Raw genomic sequence first — 20,387 nt, 5'->3', positions numbered from 1 at the left:
GATCAGGAGGCGCAATGGCAAAGCCGCTGCATACCACCAACTGCTTCAACACCTTCATTCGCGTCGCGGAGGATTGCCCTGCGCGCAGCGGCGAGGCGCCGCAGCTGCGCGGCGGCAATCCGACGGTCGCGACGCTGCAATATCAGATGCTCGCCGAGGCGCCGTACCAATACACCTCCGACGACGTGGTGTTCGCGACCTCCGCGCCGGGCCGCGCGCTCGCCGCAAAGGCGACGAAGAAGGAGCGCAGCCTCGCGCGCGAGGCGTTCTTTTCCAGGGGGCAGGCGTGTATGCGCGCTTCCCCGCTGGGAAAACGCTTCGGCTGGGGCGTCCACGCCGACGCGCAAGGCCGCATCGCGATCTACGCCGTCGACAGCAAGCGCTACCAGGCGCTCGCCGGAGACGCCGAGATCACCCAGGTGCGGGCGATGCGTAGCAAGCGGGGGTGAGGGGAAGCGATATGGCCGTCATTGCGAGGAGCGATAGCGACGAAGCAATCCATGCTTCCGCGTGTGGCGCGGTGGATTGCTTCGCTCCGCTCGCAATGACGGGATTGAGCTACGCACAGTCTCCTACCGTTCCTAGAGGCGCGCGAGTGCGCTCCCCGGAGACGACGAGCGGGGCCGTCAATCTAAAACCTTGGCGGCCGCTTCTCGGCGAAGGCCTTGATGCCTTCCTTGATCTCTTCGCCACGCATGCTGTCGCGGTGGCGCTGGTCGGCGGCGGTCTCATCGAGCTCGCCGCGGGCGAATTCGTTGATGGTGCGCTTCATGCCGGCCATGGCAACAGGCGCGTTGCCGGCCAGGATGTTGGCGAGCTTGTCGACTTCCTCGTCCAGGAACTCGATCGGCACCATCGCGGTGAGGTAGCCGATCCGCAGCATTTCCGGCGCCGTGATCCTCGAGGCGGTGAGGAACAGCATCTTGGCATTGTCGACGCCGAGCCGCGTCACATAGCGCTTGATGCCGCTCCGGTAGTAATGCAGCCCGAGCCGCGCCGCCGGCATGAACATCTCGGCTGTGTCGACGCCGATGCGGAAATCGCAGGCGAGCGCGAGGTCGGTCGAGCCGCCATAGACGCCACCGTTGAGCCGGCAGATCGTCGGCACGGCCAGATCCTCCAGGCGGTTGACCACCACCTCGAACGCCGAGCCCGCGCTCTGCTGCTCCTTCGCGCTCACCGCGCGCTCGGCCACCGAATTGAGATCATAGCCGGCCGAGAAGGCGCGGCCGGTTCCGGTCAGCACCAGCACGCGGATCGCGGGATCGGCCTCGATCCGGTCGAACAGTTTCACGAGCTCGTCGAGATCCTGGGCCTCGAGACGGTTGAGATGCTTCGGCCGGTTGAGGCGGATGGTGGCGCGTGCGCCCGAAATGTCGAGCACGGGAGCGCTGGCGGTCTCGACCGCGTCAGGCATTTTGGTCTCCGTCACTTTACTCTTACTTGTTTTCCAATTCGCGCCGTTTCGCTTCGGCGTCAATGGTCTGGGCAAGGTCGGGATGCCGTGCCATCAACAGGCGGAAATCGACGAGGTCAAGCACCAAGAGCCGCGTGACTTTGGTGGTCGCGATATTGGCGCTGCGCACGGCGTTGCCGAGCAGGGCCATCTCGCCGAAGAACGCGCCCTCGCCGAGCTTCACCTTGCGGCCGGGCAGGTCGACCTCGACCTCGCCGGCGGCGACGAAGTACATGCAGTCGCCGTTGGTGTCCTTGCGGATGATCATGGCGCGCGGCGGCAGGTCTATGGTCCGCAGCATATGGGTGACGTCGGCGATCGCGGCGGGGCCGAGGGTCGCAAAGAACGGCACCTTGCTGACGGTCTCCCAGGTCTTCAGGAAATTGTCGCGCCGGGTCTCGGCGGCGAAGCCGGTCGCCAGAATACCGGTCCACAGCCCGAACACGCCGAGACCCGAGATCATCACCATCGCCGCGACGATGCGACCGAGCGGTGTGATCGGCACTACGTCGCCATAACCCGTCGTGGTCAGCGTCACCACCGCCCACCACAGCGCCGCGGGCACGCTGCCGAAGGTCTGCGGCTGCACGTCGTGCTCGAGGAGATATTCGGCGACCGAAGCCAGGAACACCACCATCAGGAAGATCACGAGCACGCTGACCAGCGGCCCGGACTCCACCACCAGCACGCGTCGCAGCTGGCGCAGGCCCGGAATGCCCGGCACCACCTTGAGAACCCAGAGGATGCCGAGCAGCCATGCCGTCTTCGGCTCGATGCCGGCGACGAGGGCGATCGGCACCGCCAGCGCCCCGATCGCGTCGACCACGCCGGCGCCGGACAGCGCGTAGAACCACATCCGCCCCTGCCGCCGCATGTGGCGCAGCCGCACCAGCCATTCGAACACGAAATAGGCGAGGCAGGCCCACAGCAGCGCGTCGATGCCGCGCGGGGCGACATCATAGGCGGGCGCGACCGTCAGCAGCACCATCATCGCGACGCCGACCGCCACCGCGACATAGGCCACGGTCGTCATGTTGCGGCCGGCGGTGGCCGAAACAAAACGTGCCAAGGCCGGAAGGACGAGCCGCTTGGACATCGGACGTGCGTTGCCTGTCAGTGAACGGGTTGAAACGGGGCCCTGCCACACGCGGAGCCGATGCCACAAAGTGCCCGCCGCCGGGAGGGCCGTCAACGCGCGTCGCGGGCCGCAGCCTTTATTCCCGGCGTGGCCCTCATCCGTTTGGATGATACGCCCGAATATTCTCTCACCAAATTAACCCGGGATTGGTGAGAATCCCGACAAAACGTCGCTTTTTCCCCGTATATCAGGGATGCAGGTTGACGCATGCGACCGCAGCTCTATGGCGGCGACTAATATAGCGATTGTGTCCACTTCCTGAGAATTGGTTGGTTTCCGATGGATACCTCACATCTCGCAGAGCACGCCGGCGCCGCCGGCAGTTTCTTCGCATCGATCTTCGTGGTCGCCACGCTGTCGATGCGGACCATGATCCCGCTGCGCGTCTTCGCCATCCTGACCAACATCGTGCTGATCGCGACGGCGATCCCGACCCACAATTACGCGACGCTGATCCTGCATTCCGTGCTGCTGCCGCTGAACACCTACCGCCTGCACCAGATGCTTCAGCTCGTCCGCGACGTGAAGAAATCGGTCAACAGCGATCTGTCGATGGAGTGGCTGAAGCCGTTCACGAGCGAGCGCAAATGCGCCGCCGGCGAAGTGCTGTTCTACAAGGACGAGAAGGCCGACAGCATGTTCTACATCGTCGGCGGGCGTTTCCGCCTGGTCGAATCCGGCATCGAGCTGCCGGTCGGCGCTATCGTCGGCGAGTTCGGCATGCTGTCGCCGTCGAACACGCGGACCCAGACGCTGGAATGCGTCGAGGCCGGCACGGTGCTCTCGGTCACCTACGACCAGGTCGAGCAGCTCTACGTGCAGAACCCGGCCTTCGGTTTCTATTTCCTTCGGCTTTTCAGCGCCCGGCTGTTCCAGAACATCTCGACGCTGGAGCAGCGGCTGGCGCAACACACCGCGCCGCCGGTCGCGGAGCCGAAACCCGCATGAGCAGTGGCAAATGAGCGGTCGTAGATGAATTCCGGAGGCACCGCAGTGCCGGATGACGACGGTCTCCTGGCTTCGCTCCGTTACCTGTTCGCCGACATCATCGGCGACCAGGACGATGCGACACCGATGTTGCCCGACGCCTGCCCGGAGCAGCTTGCGCCCGCGGTCGGCGATGCCATCCATTCGCTGATCGTCTATCAGAGCGTTTCCTACGCACAGCTCTACGTCGACCGGCTCAAGCGCTTCATCGGCCGGCGCGGCGTCGATCCGGCCATGCTCGCCGAGATCGCGCAGCTGATGGCGCAGCGCATGGCCTATGAGGACCCGATCCGGATCGCGCAGATCAAGCTCGGCGAGCTCGACGAGGCGGGTCGCCTGCCGGCGCGCTCCGTCGACGACATCAAGCGATTCCGCCTCGATGAATTGATCGGCGCGTTGCCGGCCGTGGTCGCCGATCCCGTGCTCGGCGGGCTCGACCAGATCGGCTGGCTGCGCAGGAACGTCTCGATCCGCTTCAGCGCCAACAGCCGCTTCAGCGTGCGCCGCCTGAAGATCGAAGCCGGGCTGAAGCGCTGGCGGCTGTTCTCCGTGCGCTACGGCAACGAGCGGGTCTGGGTCGAGCGCTGGCTGCACATGATCGACCGCAGCCTGACCAAGCAGCCGAAGGCGACGATGGCGGTGATCCAGACCGCGACGATGATCCGCGGCTACGGCGATCCCTACCGCCAGGGCATGGCGGATTGGCACGCGATCATCGATGGACTGGTGAAGCCCGTCTTCGACGGCACGCTCGCGCTGTCCGATCTCGCCGGCGCGATCGCCGAAGCCCGCGCCGCCATCCTGCCCGATCCGCGACAGGCGTCGCTGAAGCGCAAGATCGCCGAAATCCGCGCGAGGGTGCCGGCGACGACTCCGGCGGTTTGAGGTCTAATAGGTCCGCAAGACATGTCCGCGCAACGGCGAAGCGGTTGCGCGGGGATGACGGATCAACAGATCACGCTCCCGCTCGTAGCGTGGCGGTTCGTCGTAGCCGTGGCGGCTCGAGTAGAACAGCAATCCCATCAGGCCGGCGCCGACGATGATGGCGAACACGACCCCGATGCCGAGCGCGGCATAACCGTATTCAGGCATCGTGGCGCCCGGCAGCGTCAGACCTTCATAGGCATAGATTCCGACGGCTGCCAGAATGGCCAGCAAGGCGATGATGAGTGCTGCACGCATGAACTCGCTGCCTCCAATGAAGCCGGGAGCCAGCAAGACCAACACAGCAGAGGTTACTTTGCTGCTGCGGCGACCCTGGTCAGCGCATGCTCGCCGGCCTCGGTCAACTCGGGCAGCGTCGTCTTGCCGTTCCAGGCGCATCTGATGATGTATTTGGCAACGCGCCTGCGCGTGACGTGTTCCTCGCCGCGCGGAGCCCTGTCGCACACGCGATCCAGCGCCGCGTTCATGATGGCGAGCGTACGTGAATCAAACTGTTCCTCGATCATCACGATCATCGCAGCTCTCCCTAGGTGCCCTCTCGGGTGAGGCTACTTGCGGAACGTCAGCATCTCGCTGACCTCCATCACCGCCTCGGTCTGTCTTGCTTTTTTCATCAGGGCGTCACGCTCGCGTCCCGGCGGCATTTTCCGCGCGGCGCTGCGCGTGTCGGCGGCGAATTTTCGAAGACGGTTCTCGAATGAACCCTCCGGCCGCGACTTGTTGCGTTTCTTCTTGAGCATGTCGTCACCGATGGAACACCGATGCTAGGCGGGTTCCCCGGTGCCGTCGTTAACCCATGACATCCCGTTTGCACGAAATCGCGGGCCGGACGACAGGAACGATTGGCCCCGGATAGGCGTAGGTCGGCTGCGTTCGTCGCTTGCCCCCCGAGAACGGCGGATCATTCTGGTGACGGGCCCCGGCGAATTGCGCCGTCGGGGTCCCTATGCCTTTAGGAAGACCGTCGCAATGGCACATTCCGTCCGGTCCTGCACTGCAACAACTGCGACGAAGCCGGCAGGAACAATGATGCCGCTCCCCTGTTGCAGACGCATGGAACCGAACGGAGAGCTTGCATGGCAATGGATGAGAAGGAAATCGGCAATCTGATCGGCAGCGACAAGGTGGAGGGTACCGCCGTTTATGGCGCCGACGGTCGCAAGATCGGATCGATCGAGCGCGTGATGATCGACAAGAAGAGTGGGCGCGTCTCCTATGCCGTGCTCGGCTTCGGCGGCATCCTGGGCCTCGGCAACGACCATTATCCGCTGCCGTGGCAGTCGCTGAAATACGACACGCGCCTCGGCGGCTACGTCACCGGCGTGACCGAGGACCAGCTTCGCACTGCGCCGAAATACGGTAAGGATCGCGAATGGAATTGGGCCGACATCGGCGCCGCCCGCGCGCTCAATGACTATTACGGCGTGCCGTTCATCTGAGCGGCATCGGGTTTCTTGCGATGGCGCGAGACGTCCCGGCCGAGCCGGCCAAAATTCGCGCGGATGCATACTTTTGCGCGTGTGCGCGCTTTTGAACAATCGGCAATGCTAATACAATGCAATATACATTATTGAAATCAGTCCCGCGGTTACCCGATGAACATGGGGTGGAGACCATGTCGTTGGCATCGCTCATTCGGAAACTAGAGCAATTCGTGCGCCTGTCGCCGACGGACCACGCCATCCTCAGTCGCGCCACATCGGAGCGCGTCCGCCATTTCGGTGCACGCGTCGATATCGTGCGCGAAGGCGAGAAGCCGAGGGACATACATCTGATCCTCTCCGGCTGGGCCTGCCGCTACAAGCAGTTCGAGGATGGGCGGCGGCAGGTGGTGTCGTTTTTCCTGCCCGGCGACATCTGCGACATGAACGTCTTCATCCTGCGCGAGATGGACCATTCGATCGGCACCATCACGCCGGTATCGGTCGTCGATCTCTCCCGCGAATTCTTCGACCACGTGGCGGCCGGACATCCGCGCATCGTCACCGCATTCTGGTGGGAAACCCTCGTCAACGCCGCGATCCAGCGCGAATGGACCATGAGCCTCGGTCAGCGCACGGCGCTCGAGCGCATCGCCCATCTGCTCTGCGAGATCTGGCTTCGCCTGCGGCTCGCCGGGCTGACCAGGGGCGAGAGCTGCGATTTCCCGCTGACTCAGGCCGATCTCGCCGACGCCACCGGCCTCTCCAAGGTCCACGTCAATCGCACCCTGCAGGAGCTGCGCGCCGCCGGCCTGATCGTGCTCAACGGAAAGACCCTTGCGGTTCCCGATCTCGACCGGCTGATGCGCGCCGGCCTGTTCAACCCGAATTACCTGCACATGGAGCATGAGGGGCGGCAGCTCGACGCCGAGACGATCGAGGCCGCGGCCGGATAAGGCCGTGGGCTCCGTCCGCGCGCCGACGCCGGCGCCTGGCTTGAGAAAGTGCTACGGCCGTTCCTTGACCTGGCCGCTGCTGTCGACGACGAGCGACACGTCCTTGCCGTTCTTCGTCGCCTTCACCGCAATGCCTTCAGCGGTGGACTTGATGTCCCGGATTTGCGTGTAGCCGGCGGCTCCGAGCTTGGCCACGAGTTCCTGCTGGGTCAGGGCCTGGGCCGGCGCGAACGAGCCGACCGTCAGGCAGCACAGGATCGTTCGAAAGATTGTTCGCATTGGCATCATCTGCACTCCCTGGCTTGCAAGCGCCGCGCTGGTTCCTTGCGCTTCGGCTTTGAAGCTTTGTTGCGGCGCGTCGTTGTCATCTGGCATGTGCGCTCTCGAAGAACCGCAGCGGAAAGCGATTATCAGTGCGGCGCGGACCTCGTTGACTGGATGGTGATTGGTCAGCGCGTACCGATAGGCGACATCGAAGGCAAGCTTGTCGCTCACCTGCCAGATCAAGCCGACGAGGCCGGAAAAGGTTTCCTCCTGGCCGAATTCCCGCTCGTAGAGCAGTTCCTCGACCGGCCGCACCGTCCATTTCGACGGTCCCTCGATGATGCTGCCGAGGAACACGTCGGCGTGATGGTCCCGCGTCAGCGCAGTCTCCACATTCAGGTCGACGGTTCCCCACCCTCGCGCGCGAGCCTTTACTCGGCAGGCAAGGTTGGAAGCAGATCGTCGATGCGCCGGACGATCTCGTCTCGCGCTGCTTCATAGTCGGTGATGCCCAGCGGCACGCCGGACCAGTAGGTCACCGCCGCTCCGCCGCGGAGTTCGTCAGGCACGGCATCGAAGGCAAGCACCTTGCTTGCGTTGTTGGCGTCGGATGCGGCCAAGGCAGTGGGCGAGTTGGCAGGATCGAGGCCGTCCAAAGCCAGGCCGTCGAGAATGGTGACGGGAATTGACACGCAAGAAGCGCTCGGCGCGAATTCTGATGCATCTAATCGTTCTCGCTCGTTGAGCAGGTAGCGGTCATCAGCAGGTCGGCATTGGCCTGCATTGCGCCAAGGGCCAGGGCAAAGGCATCGCTGACGACCCGCGGATCGCCATAGAAGACGACAGCAGACCTGCTCGGCGATCCCAAACCTTGTTCCGGGTTGCCATCGCGCAAATCGTGATCGCGTACCCGTTCTTTTCTTTCAATCATCGCTGGCTCCCGGTCAGTTATTTGCGGTCCGAGATTGGCTCGAGAACGCCGACACTTGTCAGGCCCGTTCCCTTTGGTGTCATGACAACCCGCGAGCCGGAGGACGTCACCTCGAAGCAGCCGCCATCCGGCTCCGGAAGGTCAAGGCAGAGATCATTCGAACGAATGAACCACTTTCCTGTTCTCACTTTGCCCATCGAATAGCTTCTGAAGGTCCCGTCACTTTGGTAGACCTCGCGCCAATGCACTTCGTCGGTGAACTGCCTGTCGGAAAATCTCGCGCGTATCTGCGCGCCCGACAGCTTTGGCAAATCCTCGGCCCATGCGCCGCCGCTCCAGAGGGTCAGCACGGCCAGCAATCCGGCGGCATGTCGGGTGCGCGTCCTTCGAAGACCGCTCCAGCCCGTTCCTATTGCTTCGATTTGCATGACTTCAGACACATCTGGTATTCGGTCTTGCAGGCAGGGCCGGCATAGTTCTTCATGCAGGCCTTGTGCTGTTCGACGCACACCTTGCAGGACGATTGCGCTTCGGCAGCGCGGCCAGTGGCAAGCAGGCCTGCCAGCACCAGCGACGCGAGCAAAGCTCTCGTCATCCGCAGCTCCTTCTGATTTTGACACATACTGGTTCCTCCTCGCCCGGCGGGATGAACGGCCTCTCGCCGGAGCAGCATCATTTTGTGAGACTCGCGTAGAAGCGTTCGACGGCGGGCCAGTTGATGGCCGACATGAAGACACCGACATAGTCGGCAGCCTTGGCGCCATAGTCGATGTGATAGGAATGCTCGTACATATCGAGCGCCAGGATGGGCGTGCCTCCGGCCAGGGTGTGGCAATGATCGGATGCCCATTGATTGACGAGCTTCCGATCGCGCGGTGACCAGGTCAGCAACACCCAGCCGGAGCCGCCGCCGAGCGCCTTGCCCATTGCGATGAATTCCGAACGCCAGCGTTCATAGGAGCCGAAATCGCGTGCGAGCGCGTCCTTCAGGCCTGCGCCCGGCTCGCTTTCGTCGCCGAGACCATCGAAGAACACCTCGTGGAGGATCATCGAATTGGTTGCGATGAGCTGCTCACGCTTCAGTCCGTTGATCAGGAAGCCCGGCGCGGTCGCATAGTCGAGTTCGGCGAGCTTCTCGTCGATCAGGTTCAGCCGCTTCACTGCGCCGCCGTAGTTGTTCTCGTAGTGGCTGACGATCATCCGCTCCGACATGCCGCGCACGCGGCTTGGATCGCAGGAAAGCGGTTTCACGGTGTAGGTCATGTGAGCCTCCGCTCAAAGCAGGATTTGACCATGCGTGACCCTCCTATGCCCGACGATATCGAGACAGGAAGAGGGCGCGCGCGACGACCGGATTCGCAGACGGAAAATCGGATATGGATAAGTGGTTGATGGCAGACATGCGGCGTCCTTGGTGAACATCGGACGCGATTCTTGGGCATGTCGCCTCATGGGGAGATCGCTTTCCCCAACGCTTCGACTAAACCGCTTGGCAGTTTCGCTGTCAATCGGTTCTCAGATAACCAGCAAGGCTCCGGAGACCAGCAGCAGGGCGAGAACGATCTTTCGGAACATGGCTTCGTCAACATATTCAAACAGTTTGAGGCCCAGCCATGTTCCTGCCATCACGCAGGGCAGGCCCATCACGAACAGTTTAGCCGTCGCGGTCGTGACGGTTCCTCTCACGCCGAGCCACAGTGCCGTCATGAGAAGCGCCGCGACCGCAACCGGTTGGAAGATCGTCCGCTGAACCGCCTTCGACCATCCGCGCAGGCCGCACCAGATCGTGACGACGATGCCGGCCAGGCCGGTGAGTCCGCCGAGCACGCCATTCAGGAATCCGACCGTTGCGTCGGCGGCGTTTCCGCCTCGCGAGATCGGTCCAAGGTTCGGACGGAGGAATCCGTACAGGCTGTAGAAGACGAGCAGGATTCCGACAGCAATGCGGACGCTTCGCGGGTCGGACCACGTGAGCAGCGCGACACCGGCCGGCACGCCGACAGCCGCGCCGGCCAGGAAGGGCAGGAGCTTGCGCCAATCGAGCGTGCTGCGCAGTTTCCAGACCGCATAGCCCTGCACAAGCAGGCCAAATCCGACGATGAGGGTTGCGCTCTCAAGTGGCGTCAGGACGTAGAGCCACAACGAGGCCGCGACCAGGCCAAAGGCGAAGCCCGACAGGCCGGCGACGAAGGCGACGGCAAAACTCGCGATCAGAAAAATGGTCAGCTCGAAGGTCGACCCGTCCATGCGCTCGCTCCATACAGTAGCGAGCAGCGCTTGCATGGGGTCGCCATTTGACGGGGAGGCTGCGACGTCCCCGGAGTCCGCGAGGATAAGGCAAGGACGAAACGGCCACAATGACGAGTTGCGGCCTGGCGTCCGACCGCCGGACGTCAGTCGCCGCTTTCCCTAAGCGGCTTCAACGACCAGCCAAGCTTTTTGAGTTGCCGTAAATCTCTCGCTGCTTCCGCCAGGAGCCAATCCCTGAAGGTCACGATCTTCGGCAAGGCGGCCGTCGCCTTCGGACAGATGATCCAGTAGGTCTTCGTCAGCCGCAGCGCTTCCGGAAACGGCCGCACCAGCCGCCCGTTGATCAAATCCCAGGCCGACAACGTCGTCCTTGCAAGCGCGATGCCCTGTCCGTTGATCGCCGCGTCGATCACCATGCTGGCCCGGTTGAGCACCGGGCCGTGGATGATGTTGGTGTCGTCGACGCCCGCCGCCTGCAGCCATCTCGACCAATCGGTCCGGCTGTCCATATGGATCAGCGGATATTTGAGGATATCGGCCGGCTGGCTGAGACGCCGGCGTCCTGAGAGCAGTTTTGGGCTGCACACCGCAAAGAGCTGCTCGGCGCTGAGCTTCACCACATCGTGCCCCGGCCAATTGCCGTCACCGTGTCGCACCGCCAGGTCGACTTCCTCTCGCGCGAAGTCGACGTGATGAAGCGTTGCGGACACGCGAAGATCAATTCCGGGGTAGACCTCGGCAAAATGGCCCAGTCGGTGCACGAGCCATTTCGCGGCAAAGTCCGGCGAGGTGCTGACGGTCAGGACGCCGGCATTTTGCCGCTGCAACAGCCGCTCGGTGCCGACCGCGATGCGGTCCAGCGCATCGCGCACGACAGTCAGGTAGTCCTTGCCGGCCTCGGTGATGATCAACCGTTGGCGCTCGCGATTGAATAGCTTGATCGCAAGCTCGGCTTCCAGCGCCTTGACCTGATGGCTCACCGCGCCTTGCGTGACGCAAAGCTCCTCGGCTGCGCGGGTGAAGCTTTCATGCCGCGCCGCGGCTTCGAAAGCCTTCAGCGCATTCAGGGGAGGCAGGCGTGGGCGCATCGCAGGACTTCATGAGAAAAACTAGGGCAGGCCGGAGAAACGATGCTTTGCGGATGGCGGCCCGCCGACCTTATGGGAAAGCTCCAACACAGCATTTCATGAGATTTGGAGCCTGTCGATGTCAACCTTGGTCCGTGACGCCTCGCCGTTTCGGCTGATCCGGCTGGCGAGTCCAACCCCACAACTTCATCAGGAAAATTCGGAGCAAAGGCTCGGCGCGGCGCGGCGTGGGCTTTGGTCCTGGGCCGCGCGACGCCGGCTGCGTCAGGCGCTCCGCGACCTCGCCGACGACAAGCATCTGCTCGCCGATATCGGCTTCACGCGGGAAGAGGCGCTGGAAGAGGCCGCCAAGCCATTCTGGCGATGACAAGCGCGCCGCGGCGATCGCGCCGATGAAACAGCAGGAGCAGATGGCGGAGTCGAGCGTCTATGCTTTTCCGCGAAGCACCCATGTGAACATCTGATCCTGGCGCACAAGGCCGTGGGTTACGGCTTTCATGACTTGAAGACGGCGAGCCGTGCCGGCGCTTAGCTTTGCGGCCGCCATAGCAGGCGCGCGACCAGAAGCGCGAGCAACGCGCCAGCCAACTGTGCCGCGATGAACGGAACCACGCCATCAGGCGCAATGCCTGCAAACGTGTTCGACAGTGAGCGGGCGATGGTCACCGCCGGGTTGGCAAACGACGTCGACGCCGTGAACCAGTAGGCCGAGGTGATGTAGAGCCCGACCGCATACGGGACGGCGGCGGGCGTGCGCGCGGCGACGCCGAAGATCGTCGCGAGCAGGCCGAATGTCGCTACTGCCTCGGCGATCCACTGCCCCGTCCCTGTGCGCTCGGTGTGCGAGACCTGCCAGACCGGAAGGTCGAACATCAGATGGGCAATCCACACTCCGGCGATCGCGCCCGCGATCTGCGCGACGATGTAGATCGACGCGTGTGCCCAGCTCGTTTCCTTGCGCAGGGCGAACGCCAGTGAGACCGCCGGGTTGAAATGCGCTCCGGACACCGGGCCGAGCATCAGGATCAGCACCACGAGAATGGCACCGGTCGGGATCGTATTGCACAGCAGCGCCAGCGCCAGGTTTCCGCCGGCGAGCCGCTCCGCCATGATGCCGGAGCCGACGACGGCGGCGAGCAGGAAGGCCGTCCCGAGCCACTCGGCGAAGGCGCGCCGTGCGAGGCTGGGTAGCGCTTTGCTTGTTAGTCGCTGCGCGAGGCTTGGCATCAGGCGCCGCGGTCCAGCCTGATGCGTTCGCCGTCTTCCTTGACGAACTCGCCGTGCTGCGGCGGGAGCAGGTCGAGGACCATTTCGGACGGCCGGCACAGCCGCACGCCTTTCGGCGTGACGACGATCGGCCGGTTGATCAGGATCGGATGCGCCAGCATCGCGTCCAGGAGCTCATCGTCGGTCAGCGCCGGGTTGCCCAGGCCGAGCTCGGCGTAGGGCGTGCCCTTCTCACGCAGCAGGCCGCGCACCGAGATGCCCATGCGCGCGATGAGCTCTTTGAGCAGCGCCCGTGCCGGCGGCGTCTTCAGATACTCGATGACATGCGGTTCGATGCCGGCATGGCGGATCATGGCGAGCGTGTTGCGCGAGGTGCCGCAAGCCGGGTTGTGATAGATGATCGTGTCCATCGGTATTGCCTCAAAAGGTCCAGGATTTTTCGGATTTCGCGCAGCGCAGGCGTTTCATGGTCGGGGCCTTCAGGCGGTCACCTTGGCGCGCTTTCGCGCCGGTCTGCACGCGGCAACGGGCGTGCAGGCAACGCCGCCGCAGCAATTTTCGGTGAGGAAGGCCAGCAGCTCGTTCATGCGGTCGAACTGCGCGGCGTAGATCATCGAGCGCCCATCGCGACGCACCGTGACGAGGCCGGCGGTTCGCAGCCGGTCGAAATGAAACGTCAGCGTGTTGGGGGCGAGCCCCAGCGCTTCGGCCACGGCGCCGGCCGGCATGCCGTCGGGGCCGGCCTGCACCAGCAGCCTGAACACATCGAGCCGATTGTCCTGGGCGAGGCCGGCGAGGGCCGCCACCGCTTCACTCTTTTCCATATTTCAACGAATATTGAAATGATGGGCGATTGTCAATTGCCGATCGCGTCCGCGAGGACGCCTCACAGCCATTTCGGCACATCGGTGCGAACGAAATGGCGTAGCTGATCGATCAAGGCGACCGGGTCGGGGTCGACGCAGATCGAATGCCGGTGCTCGGGCGGCAGGAACTTGCACGTCACCATGTGGTCGATGAAGGCGAGGAACGGCCGGTAGAAGTCCGCGATGTTGAGCAGCCCGACCGGTTTGTCGATCTCGGAAAGCTGGTTCATGGTCCAGACCTCCATCATCTCCTCCATCGTCCCGATGCCGCCCGGCATCGCGATGAAGGCTCCCGCGAGCTCCGCCATCCGTTCCTTGCGGGCGCGCAAGGTGGCGACGATTTCGCTGCGCTGGAGACGAGGGTGCGAATGTCCGCGCTGACGCAACTGCTCGGTGATCACGCCATGCGCGGTGCCGCCGGCATCGATCAGCGCATCCGCGACGACGCCCATCAGGCCCTTGGTCGTGCCGCCATAGACCAGCGTGATGCCGGCCGCGGCCAACGCCCGGCCGAGCCGGCGCGCGCCATCGGCATAGGCGTCGGAGTTACCGAAGTTCGAACCGCAGAACACGGCGATGCTGGCGATGGTGCGTGACATGGAAAGGCCTCGATCAAGGAGGCGGCAATATAGAGGCCGACGCCGGGCGTCGCCAGAACGCAGGGGATTTTGCTCAGACGGAGCAAATCAATTCTGCCTCACACATTCCGGCCGATGTCCAGTCCTCGCGCGACAAATATTTCGGTTTTTCGGAATCGCAAATCAGTGTATGACTCCGCCCGTCTCACCCGAATGAGGGGCGCGTCGCGATCGTCACGAACGTGGTCAATCCCTTTTGGCGTTGTCTACTTGCCGGGGTCTCGCTTCTGTACGGGGTCGGCGAGCGGGTCAGGGGGCTTAGGGCGCGTATTCATATAAGTCTGCTCTTGAGGCTAAAGCTGACACGCGCCGGTCGCCCCGTGATTGCGGCTTTTGACCCGAACCAGCCGTTCACAGCTCTTGCCCGTCGAAGCTTCTACGCCGGCCGGGTTACGATTCGGACTTAATGGAGATGTCGTCGGTTTCCTGCCGCACCAAGGTCTGCTCCTTGGCACTCGGCAGTGATACGCTATACCCGCTAAAGAAGGCCGCGTTCGCGCGGCTCGAGCGACATCGGAGGAAACCCATGACGCAGACACAGGCGCTCTCGCGCCGCCGCGTGCTCAAGGCCGCCACCGGCACGGCGGTGCTCGGCATGGTCGGCTTCCCGGCCATCACCAAAGCCCAGGTAGACACCATCAAGATCGGGCACCTGACCCCGCTCACCGGCTTCCTCGGTCAGCTTGGCGTCTATGGCCAGAATGGCGCCAAGATGGCCGTGGAAGAGATCAATGCCCGCGGCGGCGTGCTCGGCCGCAAGCTTGCGCTCACTACTGAGGACAGCGTTAATCCGGGCGTCGCCGTCACCAAGGCCCAGAAACTCATCGAGCAGGACAAGGTGTCAGTGATCATCGGCGAGATCAGCTCCGCTTCGGCCGGCGCCATTATGGAGCAAGCCAAGCGGCTCAAGGCGCTCTATTTCAACACCGGCGCCAATTCCGACGAGCTCCGGGGCGCCAATTGCAACCGTTACACCTTCCACATCGAGGGCTGTAACACGATGTACACCAAGACCATCGGCCTTTGGCAGAAGCGCCAGGGACTGATCAAGGGTGCGAGATGGTACATGCTGACAGCCGACTATGCCTTCGGGCACGACTTGGCGCGCGTTTCCACCCGCTTCCTGCAGGAGAACGGCGGCATAGTGGTGCAGAACGATCTGGTGCCCACCAATACCCCGGACTATTCGCCCTACATCTTGAAAATCCGTCAGGCGAACCCGGACTTCGTGTACCTCAATCTCGCTGGCGTCGACCAGACCACCTTCCTCAAGCAGTATAAGGAGTACGGTCTGACCTATAAGCTGGCGGGCGGCGTCATGGACACCATCCCGTTCTGGGCCGCCGGCATCGACGCCCTCTCGGGCTACTGGCAAAGCCTCTGGTACCACGGGCTGACCAACAAGGGGGCCGTGGCCTTCACCAAGGCCTTTACCGACAAGTTCGGCGGTCCGCCCGACAACCAGGCCTGGGGCGACTACATGGGCATGCAAATCGTCGCACAAGCGATGACGGAGGCGAAATCGACCGCGGCCGACAAGCTGATCGAGGTCCTCGAGAAAGGCATGAAGTTCGATCTGCTGAAGAACCGCGAGGGCTTCTTTCGCGACTGGGACCACCAGCTCTTGCAGGAGATGTTCGTCGTCAAGGTGAAGGAAAAGGACAAGGCGAAGGATAAATGGGATATCTTCGAGATCATCGAAGCTTCGCCCGGGCCCGATGAATCGCTCGAGCTGATCCAGCCGACCAAGGCGGAAAACGCCTGTTCGTTCGCGACCTGAGCCCCTCGCCCGATCCGGGCAGCGACGGCAAAGAGCGGTCGGCGCCCGGAAAACCGGTCCCATCCCATGCTCTTCATCGTCATCGAGCAGATTCTGAACGGCCTTGTGGTGGGGGCCTACTACATCCTCTTGGCGCTTGGACTGTCGCTCGTCTTCAGCCTCGGCGGCGTCGTCAACCTTGCCCATGGTGCGTTCTATGCGCTGGGCGCCTATCTGGCGGTGACGCTTGCCAATGCCGCCGGCTTCTATGGCGCGCTCGTCGCCGCCCCCGTCGCCGTCGCCGCGGTCGGCATGGCGATCGAGGTGCTGTTCCTGCGCCGGCTCTACCAAGAGGACGCGATCCTCGGGCTCCTGTTCACCTTCGGGCTGGCGCTCACTGCTGAGCAGGTGATCCGGCTCATCTGGGGCGCAACCGGTCTTCCGTTCTGGATTCCGCCGTCTCTCGGCGGCGTGCTCAAGGTGGGCGACTTCCTGTTTTCCAACTACCGGCTGGCAGTGCTCGGCGTGGCCATGGCGGCGATCGCCTGCACCTGGCTGCTCCTCTACAAGACCTCGTTCGGCATGGTGGTGCGCGCGGGCACCTCAGACCCCGAAATGGTGCGCGCGCTCGGCATCCGCTTGCGGCCGGTACTGACCATCATCTTCGGTCTGGGCGTCGGTATCGCCGGGCTCGCCGGTGTGATGTCGGCGCCGCTCGCGGGCGTGCAGCCGGCGATGGGCACAGAGATCCTCACTGCCACCTTCGTCATCGTCGTGATCGGCGGGCTCGGCAGTTTTTGGGGCGTCGTGCTCGCCGGTATCCTCACCGGCATCGTCAAGGGCCTGACCGTGCTGGTCTATCCGCCGGCAGCGGAGGCGGCCATGTACGCTCTGATGGTGCTGGTGCTGCTTGTGCGTCCGCGCGGCCTGTTCGGCGAACGAATGGATCGCCTGGAAGCGTGAAGCCGATGTGGAAGCGCCAACATCCCATCCTGGTTCTCGCCGCGGCGCTAGCGATGCTGCCGTTGCTCATGTCCACGCTCGGCCTCACGACGGCGCTAGCGACCGAGCTTGCGCTGTTCGCCATGGCCGGGCTCGGCTTCAATCTGCTGCTCGGCTACACCGGCCTCGTCTCCTTCGGCCACGGCGCCTTCTTCGGGCTGGCCGCCTATGGCGCGGCGCTCCTGCAGATCCACGTCACCAAGGGCGGCGCGTTTATCCCCGTACTGTTCGGAACTTGGTTCGCGGCGGTCTGCGGGCTTGCGTTCGGCTTCCTCATCCTGCGGCGGCGTGGCGTGTATTTCTCGCTGCTCACCCTCGCGTTCACCGCCATGATCTTCTACGTCGTGTTCCGGTGGACGAGCTTCACCGGGGGCGAGAACGGCCTCGGTGGCATCCGGCGCGGCCGGTTGCTCGGTCTCGATCTAGATGACCAGAACATCTTCTACGTCGCCGTCTGCGTGATCGTGGTCTTCGTCGCCGGGCTGATGTGGCGGATCGTCAACTCGCCCTTCGGCCGGGTGCTGATCGCGATCCGCGAGAACGAGCAGCGCGCCCGCTTCGCCGGCTTTCCAGTCCGCCGCTACAAGTTGTGCGGCTTCATCGTCTCCGCGACCGTCGTCGGGCTGGCCGGCGCTCTGTTCGGCTTCCTCAAATATTTCGTCTCCGCCGATCTCGTGCACGTCGCCTTCTCGGGCGAGATCCTGGCCATGACAGTGATCGGCGGCCAGCGCCATTTTCTCGGGCCGGCGCTCGGGGCCTTGTTCTTCATCCTGTTCCGCGAGCTGCTGACCGGCTACACGGCGAGCTGGCAGCTTTGGTTCGGGCTGCTGTTCATGGGATTCGTGCTGTTCTCGCCCGGCGGGCTCATGGGGCTCGGCGAGCGTATCCTCGCCCCATTCCGCAGACGACACGAGGAAGCGGCCGCCATGGCCGCCAGGGTCACGCCGAATCCGGGCGCCGAGATTCCGGATTTCCTGCGCGACGCCGCAAAATTGCGATCCGAGCCGGCGATCGAGGCGCGTGAGATCTCCAAACGCTTCGGCGGATTCATCGCCGTCGATCGGGTGAGCCTTCGCCTGCCGCCACGAGGGATCCATGCGCTGATCGGCCCAAACGGTGCAGGTAAGACGACGTTCTTTAACGTGATCACCGGCCTGTTCCCGCCCGACGGCGGCGCGATCCTGTACGCGGGGGGCAACGTCGCCGGATTTCCCCCGGAGCGCCTCGCCGGCCTTGGTCTCGCCCGTTCGTTCCAGATCACCAACATCTTCAAGACGATCTCCGTGCGCGAGAACCTGCGGCTTGCCGTGCAAGCGCGCGATCGCCGCCGGTTCCGCTTGCTCGAACGGGCGGACTCGCTCGCCGAGGTGAATGGCGACACCGATGCGCTCGTCAAGTTTCTCGGGCTCGAGGGGCTCGAGGCCGTGCGTGCCGGCAGCCTCTCCTACGGCGGACAGCGCCTCCTGGAGATCGGCCTTGCGTTGGCGGTGCGCCCGCGCGTCCTGATGCTGGACGAGCCGCTCGTCGGGCTCGCGCCGGCGGAACGCGAGCGCATCGTCGGCCTGATCAAGCGGCTGTCCGAGCACATGAGCGTGCTGGTCATCGAGCACGACATCGACCGCGTGTTCGCCTCTGCCGAGGACATCACCGTGATGCACAACGGCGCGGTTCTGGCCGCCGGCAAGCCGGCCGAGGTGCGCGCCGATCCGCAAGTGCAATCGGTCTATCTCGGCACCGGACGCCGCATCAGCAGCGCCCGGGCACCGGCCGGCACGACGCCAGCGGCGCAGCCGCTGCTCAGGCTCGACGCCGTCAACGCCTTCTATGGCGCCAGCCACATCCTGCACGACGTCACGCTCGAGCTGCGCGCCGGCGAGATGGTGGCGCTGCTCGGCCGCAACGGCGCGGGCAAATCCTCGACCCTCAAGGCGATCATGGGTCTCAATCCGCCGCGCACCGGCCGCGTGCAATACCTGGGAAAAAATATCGCCGGTGGATCGCCCGAGGACGCCGCCCGCGCCGGCATCGGTCTCGTCCCGCAAGGCCGCCGCTTGTTCCCGACCTTGACCGTCGCGCAGAACCTGGAAATGGGCCGGCTGCGGCGCACCGGCCGCGAAGGCATGCGCTGGAGCGAGGAGCGCTTGTTCGCGATGTTCCCGCGCCTCGCGCAGCGCCTCAACGCGAAGGCCGATACGCTCTCCGGCGGCGAGCAACAGATGGTGGCGATCGCCCGCGCGCTCGTCGGCAATACGCGCATCCTGTTGATGGATGAGCCGTTCGAAGGTCTCTCACCGGCCATGGTCGAGGAGGTGTTCGGCGTGATTGACGCGCTCCGGCGCGACGTCCCGATTCTCATGATCGAGCACGATCTCGATCTCGCCTTGGCGCTTGCCGACCGAGTGTACGTGCTCGACCGCGGGCGCATCACGCACGAGGGGCCGGCTGCCCCGCTGCACGCGGATATCGGCCTGCGCCGCAAGGTCCTCTGGATTTAGCTAGCTACCCGATAGAAGGGAAGCTGACGCTCTCGATCACGGTCAAACCTGACAGCGCGATGTCCGGATTTGGTCCATCGCGCCAGTTAGCGCAGCGCTGCGATACGTCTGGAGTTGAGAGTAAACCGGAAGTGACCGGACGACGGTCAAAACGGCGCTTTTGACCCAGCTGAGACATCAGCCACGTTGTTTGGTGACATCGATTAGCTGGACTCGGTCACGGAGAAAGCGATCCCGACGCACGCAATATGCCCCGCACCAGGTTGCGGCTATGCGCTCCGAAGTGACGAAACAGTTCGATGATGGCCGACTCCAGATCGGCGCGATGGCCCGCTTCGCGCTTCGTCACTTCATCCAACAGGTCGACGCCCCCGCCCTGAGAACCGAAGTCATAGTTGGCATCTGAGACATAATTCGCGGGCATGGCAGCTGCGAGCAATGCATCAAGCCGATCGCCAAACGAAAACGCCTCGGCACTGACGACGTCGCGGACATAGTTCTCAGACCATGCTGGATAGGTGGCGTCGCGGTCGCTTGGGCGCAGCGCTGTGAGGATGGGCGCCTGCTCGCCGGCCACTGTCGCATGATGGAGCATCTGAACCTGATACCGCTCAAGTGCGAAATGGCGGTTCGACACTAGCACGATCATCTCGTCCTTCATGCGCGGCGAACCGAGTACAGCAAGCAGATTGATGCCGAGCATCCGCAGCGTCGAAACCCCCGGCAGCAGGCTCGCATGATAAGGTTGCGTGAGATCTTGGACGTAATGCGTGGCATTGCCAGCAAATCGCCAGCCCCAATACAGGTGGCCGGTGCGGAAGGCCAGCTCAGCCAGGCCGAAGAACTGGTGCACGCGTAGCAATGGATAGGTGCGTCCAACGAAAGGCGCCGCTCGGTAGACCAACGCGCTTTGATGATAGAAGCCCATGTGGAACGGCGCCTGGGTCGAAATATTCACGGCGGG

The 20,387-nt window shown here is 63.8% G+C and carries 27 protein-coding genes; 9 read left to right on the top strand and 18 right to left on the bottom strand.

Features of this window, described 5'->3' with window-relative positions; translation table 11 throughout:
- Window positions 1–14: 14 nt before the first annotated feature.
- Complete coding sequence (locus tag ACFFWD_RS08210) at window positions 15–449, top strand: DUF6157 family protein (RefSeq protein WP_376963398.1); 435 nt, start codon at window positions 15–17, stop codon at window positions 447–449.
- Window positions 450–631: 182 nt separating this feature from the next.
- Here ACFFWD_RS08210 and ACFFWD_RS08205 read toward each other — a convergent pair whose 3' ends face one another.
- Window positions 632–1,417, bottom strand: a complete 786-nt coding sequence (locus ACFFWD_RS08205) for an enoyl-CoA hydratase/isomerase family protein (RefSeq protein ID WP_376963395.1) — start codon at window positions 1,415–1,417, stop codon at window positions 632–634.
- A 22-nt stretch (window positions 1,418–1,439) separates the two neighbouring features.
- The gene (locus ACFFWD_RS08200; RefSeq protein WP_376963392.1) at window positions 1,440–2,552 is read right to left on the bottom strand and encodes a cyclic nucleotide-gated ion channel; all 1,113 of its coding nucleotides are present in this window, start codon (window positions 2,550–2,552) and stop codon (window positions 1,440–1,442) included.
- Between the two features lie 321 nt (window positions 2,553–2,873).
- Here ACFFWD_RS08200 and ACFFWD_RS08195 point away from each other — a divergent pair, with 321 nt between their 5' ends.
- Together ACFFWD_RS08195 and ACFFWD_RS08190 are read left to right on the top strand one after the other, a co-directional pair.
- On the top strand, window positions 2,874–3,542 hold the full coding sequence (locus ACFFWD_RS08195; protein WP_376963389.1) for a Crp/Fnr family transcriptional regulator: 669 nt from the start codon (window positions 2,874–2,876) through the stop codon (window positions 3,540–3,542).
- A gap of 24 nt (window positions 3,543–3,566) precedes the next feature.
- Complete coding sequence (locus tag ACFFWD_RS08190) at window positions 3,567–4,466, top strand: DUF6537 domain-containing protein (protein WP_376963386.1); 900 nt, start codon at window positions 3,567–3,569, stop codon at window positions 4,464–4,466.
- 3 nt (window positions 4,467–4,469) lie between these two features.
- On the opposite strand, the gene ACFFWD_RS08185 is transcribed toward ACFFWD_RS08190, so the two are convergent.
- The 3 genes from ACFFWD_RS08185 to ACFFWD_RS08175 are packed head-to-tail and all read right to left on the bottom strand — an operon-like array spanning window position 4,470 to window position 5,266.
- Window positions 4,470–4,763 carry a hypothetical protein gene (locus ACFFWD_RS08185; RefSeq protein ID WP_376963383.1) on the bottom strand — a complete coding sequence of 98 codons (294 nt, stop codon included), beginning with the start codon at window positions 4,761–4,763 and terminating at the stop codon, window positions 4,470–4,472.
- A 53-nt stretch (window positions 4,764–4,816) separates the two neighbouring features.
- Window positions 4,817–5,041 (bottom strand): hypothetical protein, encoded by a 225-nt coding sequence (locus ACFFWD_RS08180; protein ID WP_376963381.1) that lies wholly within the window; start codon window positions 5,039–5,041, stop codon window positions 4,817–4,819.
- A 33-nt stretch (window positions 5,042–5,074) separates the two neighbouring features.
- The gene (locus tag ACFFWD_RS08175; RefSeq protein ID WP_376963378.1) at window positions 5,075–5,266 is read right to left on the bottom strand and encodes a hypothetical protein; all 192 of its coding nucleotides are present in this window, start codon (window positions 5,264–5,266) and stop codon (window positions 5,075–5,077) included.
- Between the two features lie 336 nt (window positions 5,267–5,602).
- Between ACFFWD_RS08175 and ACFFWD_RS08170 the strand changes: the two genes are divergently transcribed.
- A complete protein-coding gene (locus ACFFWD_RS08170; protein WP_376963375.1) occupies window positions 5,603–5,965 on the top strand; it encodes a PRC-barrel domain-containing protein in 363 nt (120 codons plus the stop codon).
- Window positions 5,966–6,147: 182 nt separating this feature from the next.
- On the top strand, window positions 6,148–6,903 hold the full coding sequence (locus ACFFWD_RS08165) for a Crp/Fnr family transcriptional regulator (protein WP_376963373.1): 756 nt from the start codon (window positions 6,148–6,150) through the stop codon (window positions 6,901–6,903).
- A gap of 51 nt (window positions 6,904–6,954) precedes the next feature.
- On the opposite strand, the gene ACFFWD_RS08160 is transcribed toward ACFFWD_RS08165, so the two are convergent.
- The 8 genes from ACFFWD_RS08160 to ACFFWD_RS08125 form a co-directional block, all read right to left on the bottom strand.
- Window positions 6,955–7,524, bottom strand: coding sequence for a hypothetical protein (locus ACFFWD_RS08160; protein ID WP_376963370.1), 570 nt, complete (start codon window positions 7,522–7,524; stop codon window positions 6,955–6,957).
- A gap of 74 nt (window positions 7,525–7,598) precedes the next feature.
- A complete protein-coding gene (locus tag ACFFWD_RS08155) occupies window positions 7,599–7,859 on the bottom strand; it encodes a hypothetical protein (protein WP_376963367.1) in 261 nt (86 codons plus the stop codon).
- 32 nt (window positions 7,860–7,891) lie between these two features.
- The gene (locus ACFFWD_RS08150) at window positions 7,892–8,098 is read right to left on the bottom strand and encodes a hypothetical protein (RefSeq protein ID WP_376963364.1); all 207 of its coding nucleotides are present in this window, start codon (window positions 8,096–8,098) and stop codon (window positions 7,892–7,894) included.
- 17 nt (window positions 8,099–8,115) lie between these two features.
- Window positions 8,116–8,538 carry a hypothetical protein gene (locus ACFFWD_RS08145; RefSeq protein WP_376963362.1) on the bottom strand — a complete coding sequence of 141 codons (423 nt, stop codon included), beginning with the start codon at window positions 8,536–8,538 and terminating at the stop codon, window positions 8,116–8,118.
- Complete coding sequence (locus ACFFWD_RS08140) at window positions 8,508–8,693, bottom strand: hypothetical protein (protein WP_376963359.1); 186 nt, start codon at window positions 8,691–8,693, stop codon at window positions 8,508–8,510. The genes ACFFWD_RS08145 and ACFFWD_RS08140 overlap by 31 nt, the downstream gene beginning before the upstream one ends.
- A 77-nt stretch (window positions 8,694–8,770) precedes the next feature.
- Entirely contained in the window at window positions 8,771–9,361 is a 591-nt protein-coding gene (locus tag ACFFWD_RS08135; protein ID WP_376963356.1) for a superoxide dismutase, read from the bottom strand.
- A gap of 252 nt (window positions 9,362–9,613) precedes the next feature.
- Window positions 9,614–10,345 (bottom strand): sulfite exporter TauE/SafE family protein, encoded by a 732-nt coding sequence (locus ACFFWD_RS08130; RefSeq protein ID WP_376963353.1) that lies wholly within the window; start codon window positions 10,343–10,345, stop codon window positions 9,614–9,616.
- 146 nt (window positions 10,346–10,491) lie between these two features.
- Window positions 10,492–11,436, bottom strand: a complete 945-nt coding sequence (locus ACFFWD_RS08125; protein WP_376963351.1) for a transcriptional regulator GcvA — start codon at window positions 11,434–11,436, stop codon at window positions 10,492–10,494.
- A gap of 118 nt (window positions 11,437–11,554) precedes the next feature.
- Between ACFFWD_RS08125 and ACFFWD_RS08120 the strand changes: the two genes are divergently transcribed.
- The gene (locus ACFFWD_RS08120; RefSeq protein WP_376963348.1) at window positions 11,555–11,803 is read left to right on the top strand and encodes a YjiS-like domain-containing protein; all 249 of its coding nucleotides are present in this window, start codon (window positions 11,555–11,557) and stop codon (window positions 11,801–11,803) included.
- Between the two features lie 161 nt (window positions 11,804–11,964).
- On the opposite strand, the gene ACFFWD_RS08115 is transcribed toward ACFFWD_RS08120, so the two are convergent.
- The 4 genes from ACFFWD_RS08115 to ACFFWD_RS08100 form a co-directional block, all read right to left on the bottom strand.
- Complete coding sequence (locus ACFFWD_RS08115; RefSeq protein ID WP_376963346.1) at window positions 11,965–12,663, bottom strand: aquaporin; 699 nt, start codon at window positions 12,661–12,663, stop codon at window positions 11,965–11,967.
- A complete protein-coding gene (arsC, locus tag ACFFWD_RS08110) occupies window positions 12,663–13,073 on the bottom strand; it encodes an arsenate reductase (glutaredoxin) (RefSeq protein WP_376963343.1) in 411 nt (136 codons plus the stop codon). The genes ACFFWD_RS08115 and arsC overlap by 1 nt, the downstream gene beginning before the upstream one ends.
- A 69-nt stretch (window positions 13,074–13,142) precedes the next feature.
- The gene (locus ACFFWD_RS08105) at window positions 13,143–13,487 is read right to left on the bottom strand and encodes an ArsR/SmtB family transcription factor (RefSeq protein WP_376963340.1); all 345 of its coding nucleotides are present in this window, start codon (window positions 13,485–13,487) and stop codon (window positions 13,143–13,145) included.
- A 62-nt stretch (window positions 13,488–13,549) separates the two neighbouring features.
- Window positions 13,550–14,128, bottom strand: a complete 579-nt coding sequence (locus ACFFWD_RS08100) for an LOG family protein (protein ID WP_376963338.1) — start codon at window positions 14,126–14,128, stop codon at window positions 13,550–13,552.
- Between the two features lie 565 nt (window positions 14,129–14,693).
- Between ACFFWD_RS08100 and ACFFWD_RS08095 the strand changes: the two genes are divergently transcribed.
- The 3 genes from ACFFWD_RS08095 (at window position 14,694) to ACFFWD_RS08085 (ending at window position 19,423) form a co-directional block, all read left to right on the top strand.
- Complete coding sequence (locus ACFFWD_RS08095) at window positions 14,694–15,947, top strand: ABC transporter substrate-binding protein (RefSeq protein ID WP_376963335.1); 1,254 nt, start codon at window positions 14,694–14,696, stop codon at window positions 15,945–15,947.
- A gap of 66 nt (window positions 15,948–16,013) precedes the next feature.
- Entirely contained in the window at window positions 16,014–16,889 is an 876-nt protein-coding gene (locus tag ACFFWD_RS08090) for a branched-chain amino acid ABC transporter permease (protein ID WP_376963332.1), read from the top strand.
- 5 nt (window positions 16,890–16,894) lie between these two features.
- On the top strand, window positions 16,895–19,423 hold the full coding sequence (locus ACFFWD_RS08085) for a branched-chain amino acid ABC transporter ATP-binding protein/permease (protein ID WP_376963329.1): 2,529 nt from the start codon (window positions 16,895–16,897) through the stop codon (window positions 19,421–19,423).
- A gap of 217 nt (window positions 19,424–19,640) precedes the next feature.
- Here ACFFWD_RS08085 and ACFFWD_RS08080 read toward each other — a convergent pair.
- Window positions 19,641–20,387 (bottom strand): phospholipase C/P1 nuclease family protein (locus ACFFWD_RS08080; RefSeq protein ID WP_376963327.1); only part of this gene is annotated, 747 nt, incomplete at its 5' end.

Origin of the sequence: Bradyrhizobium erythrophlei (assembly GCF_042430365.1) — a bacterium.
Classification (GTDB): Bacteria; Pseudomonadota; Alphaproteobacteria; order Rhizobiales; family Xanthobacteraceae; genus Bradyrhizobium; species Bradyrhizobium erythrophlei.
The sequence above is the reverse complement of the archived record's forward strand: the minus strand, read 5'-3'. Positions and strand labels throughout refer to the sequence as shown.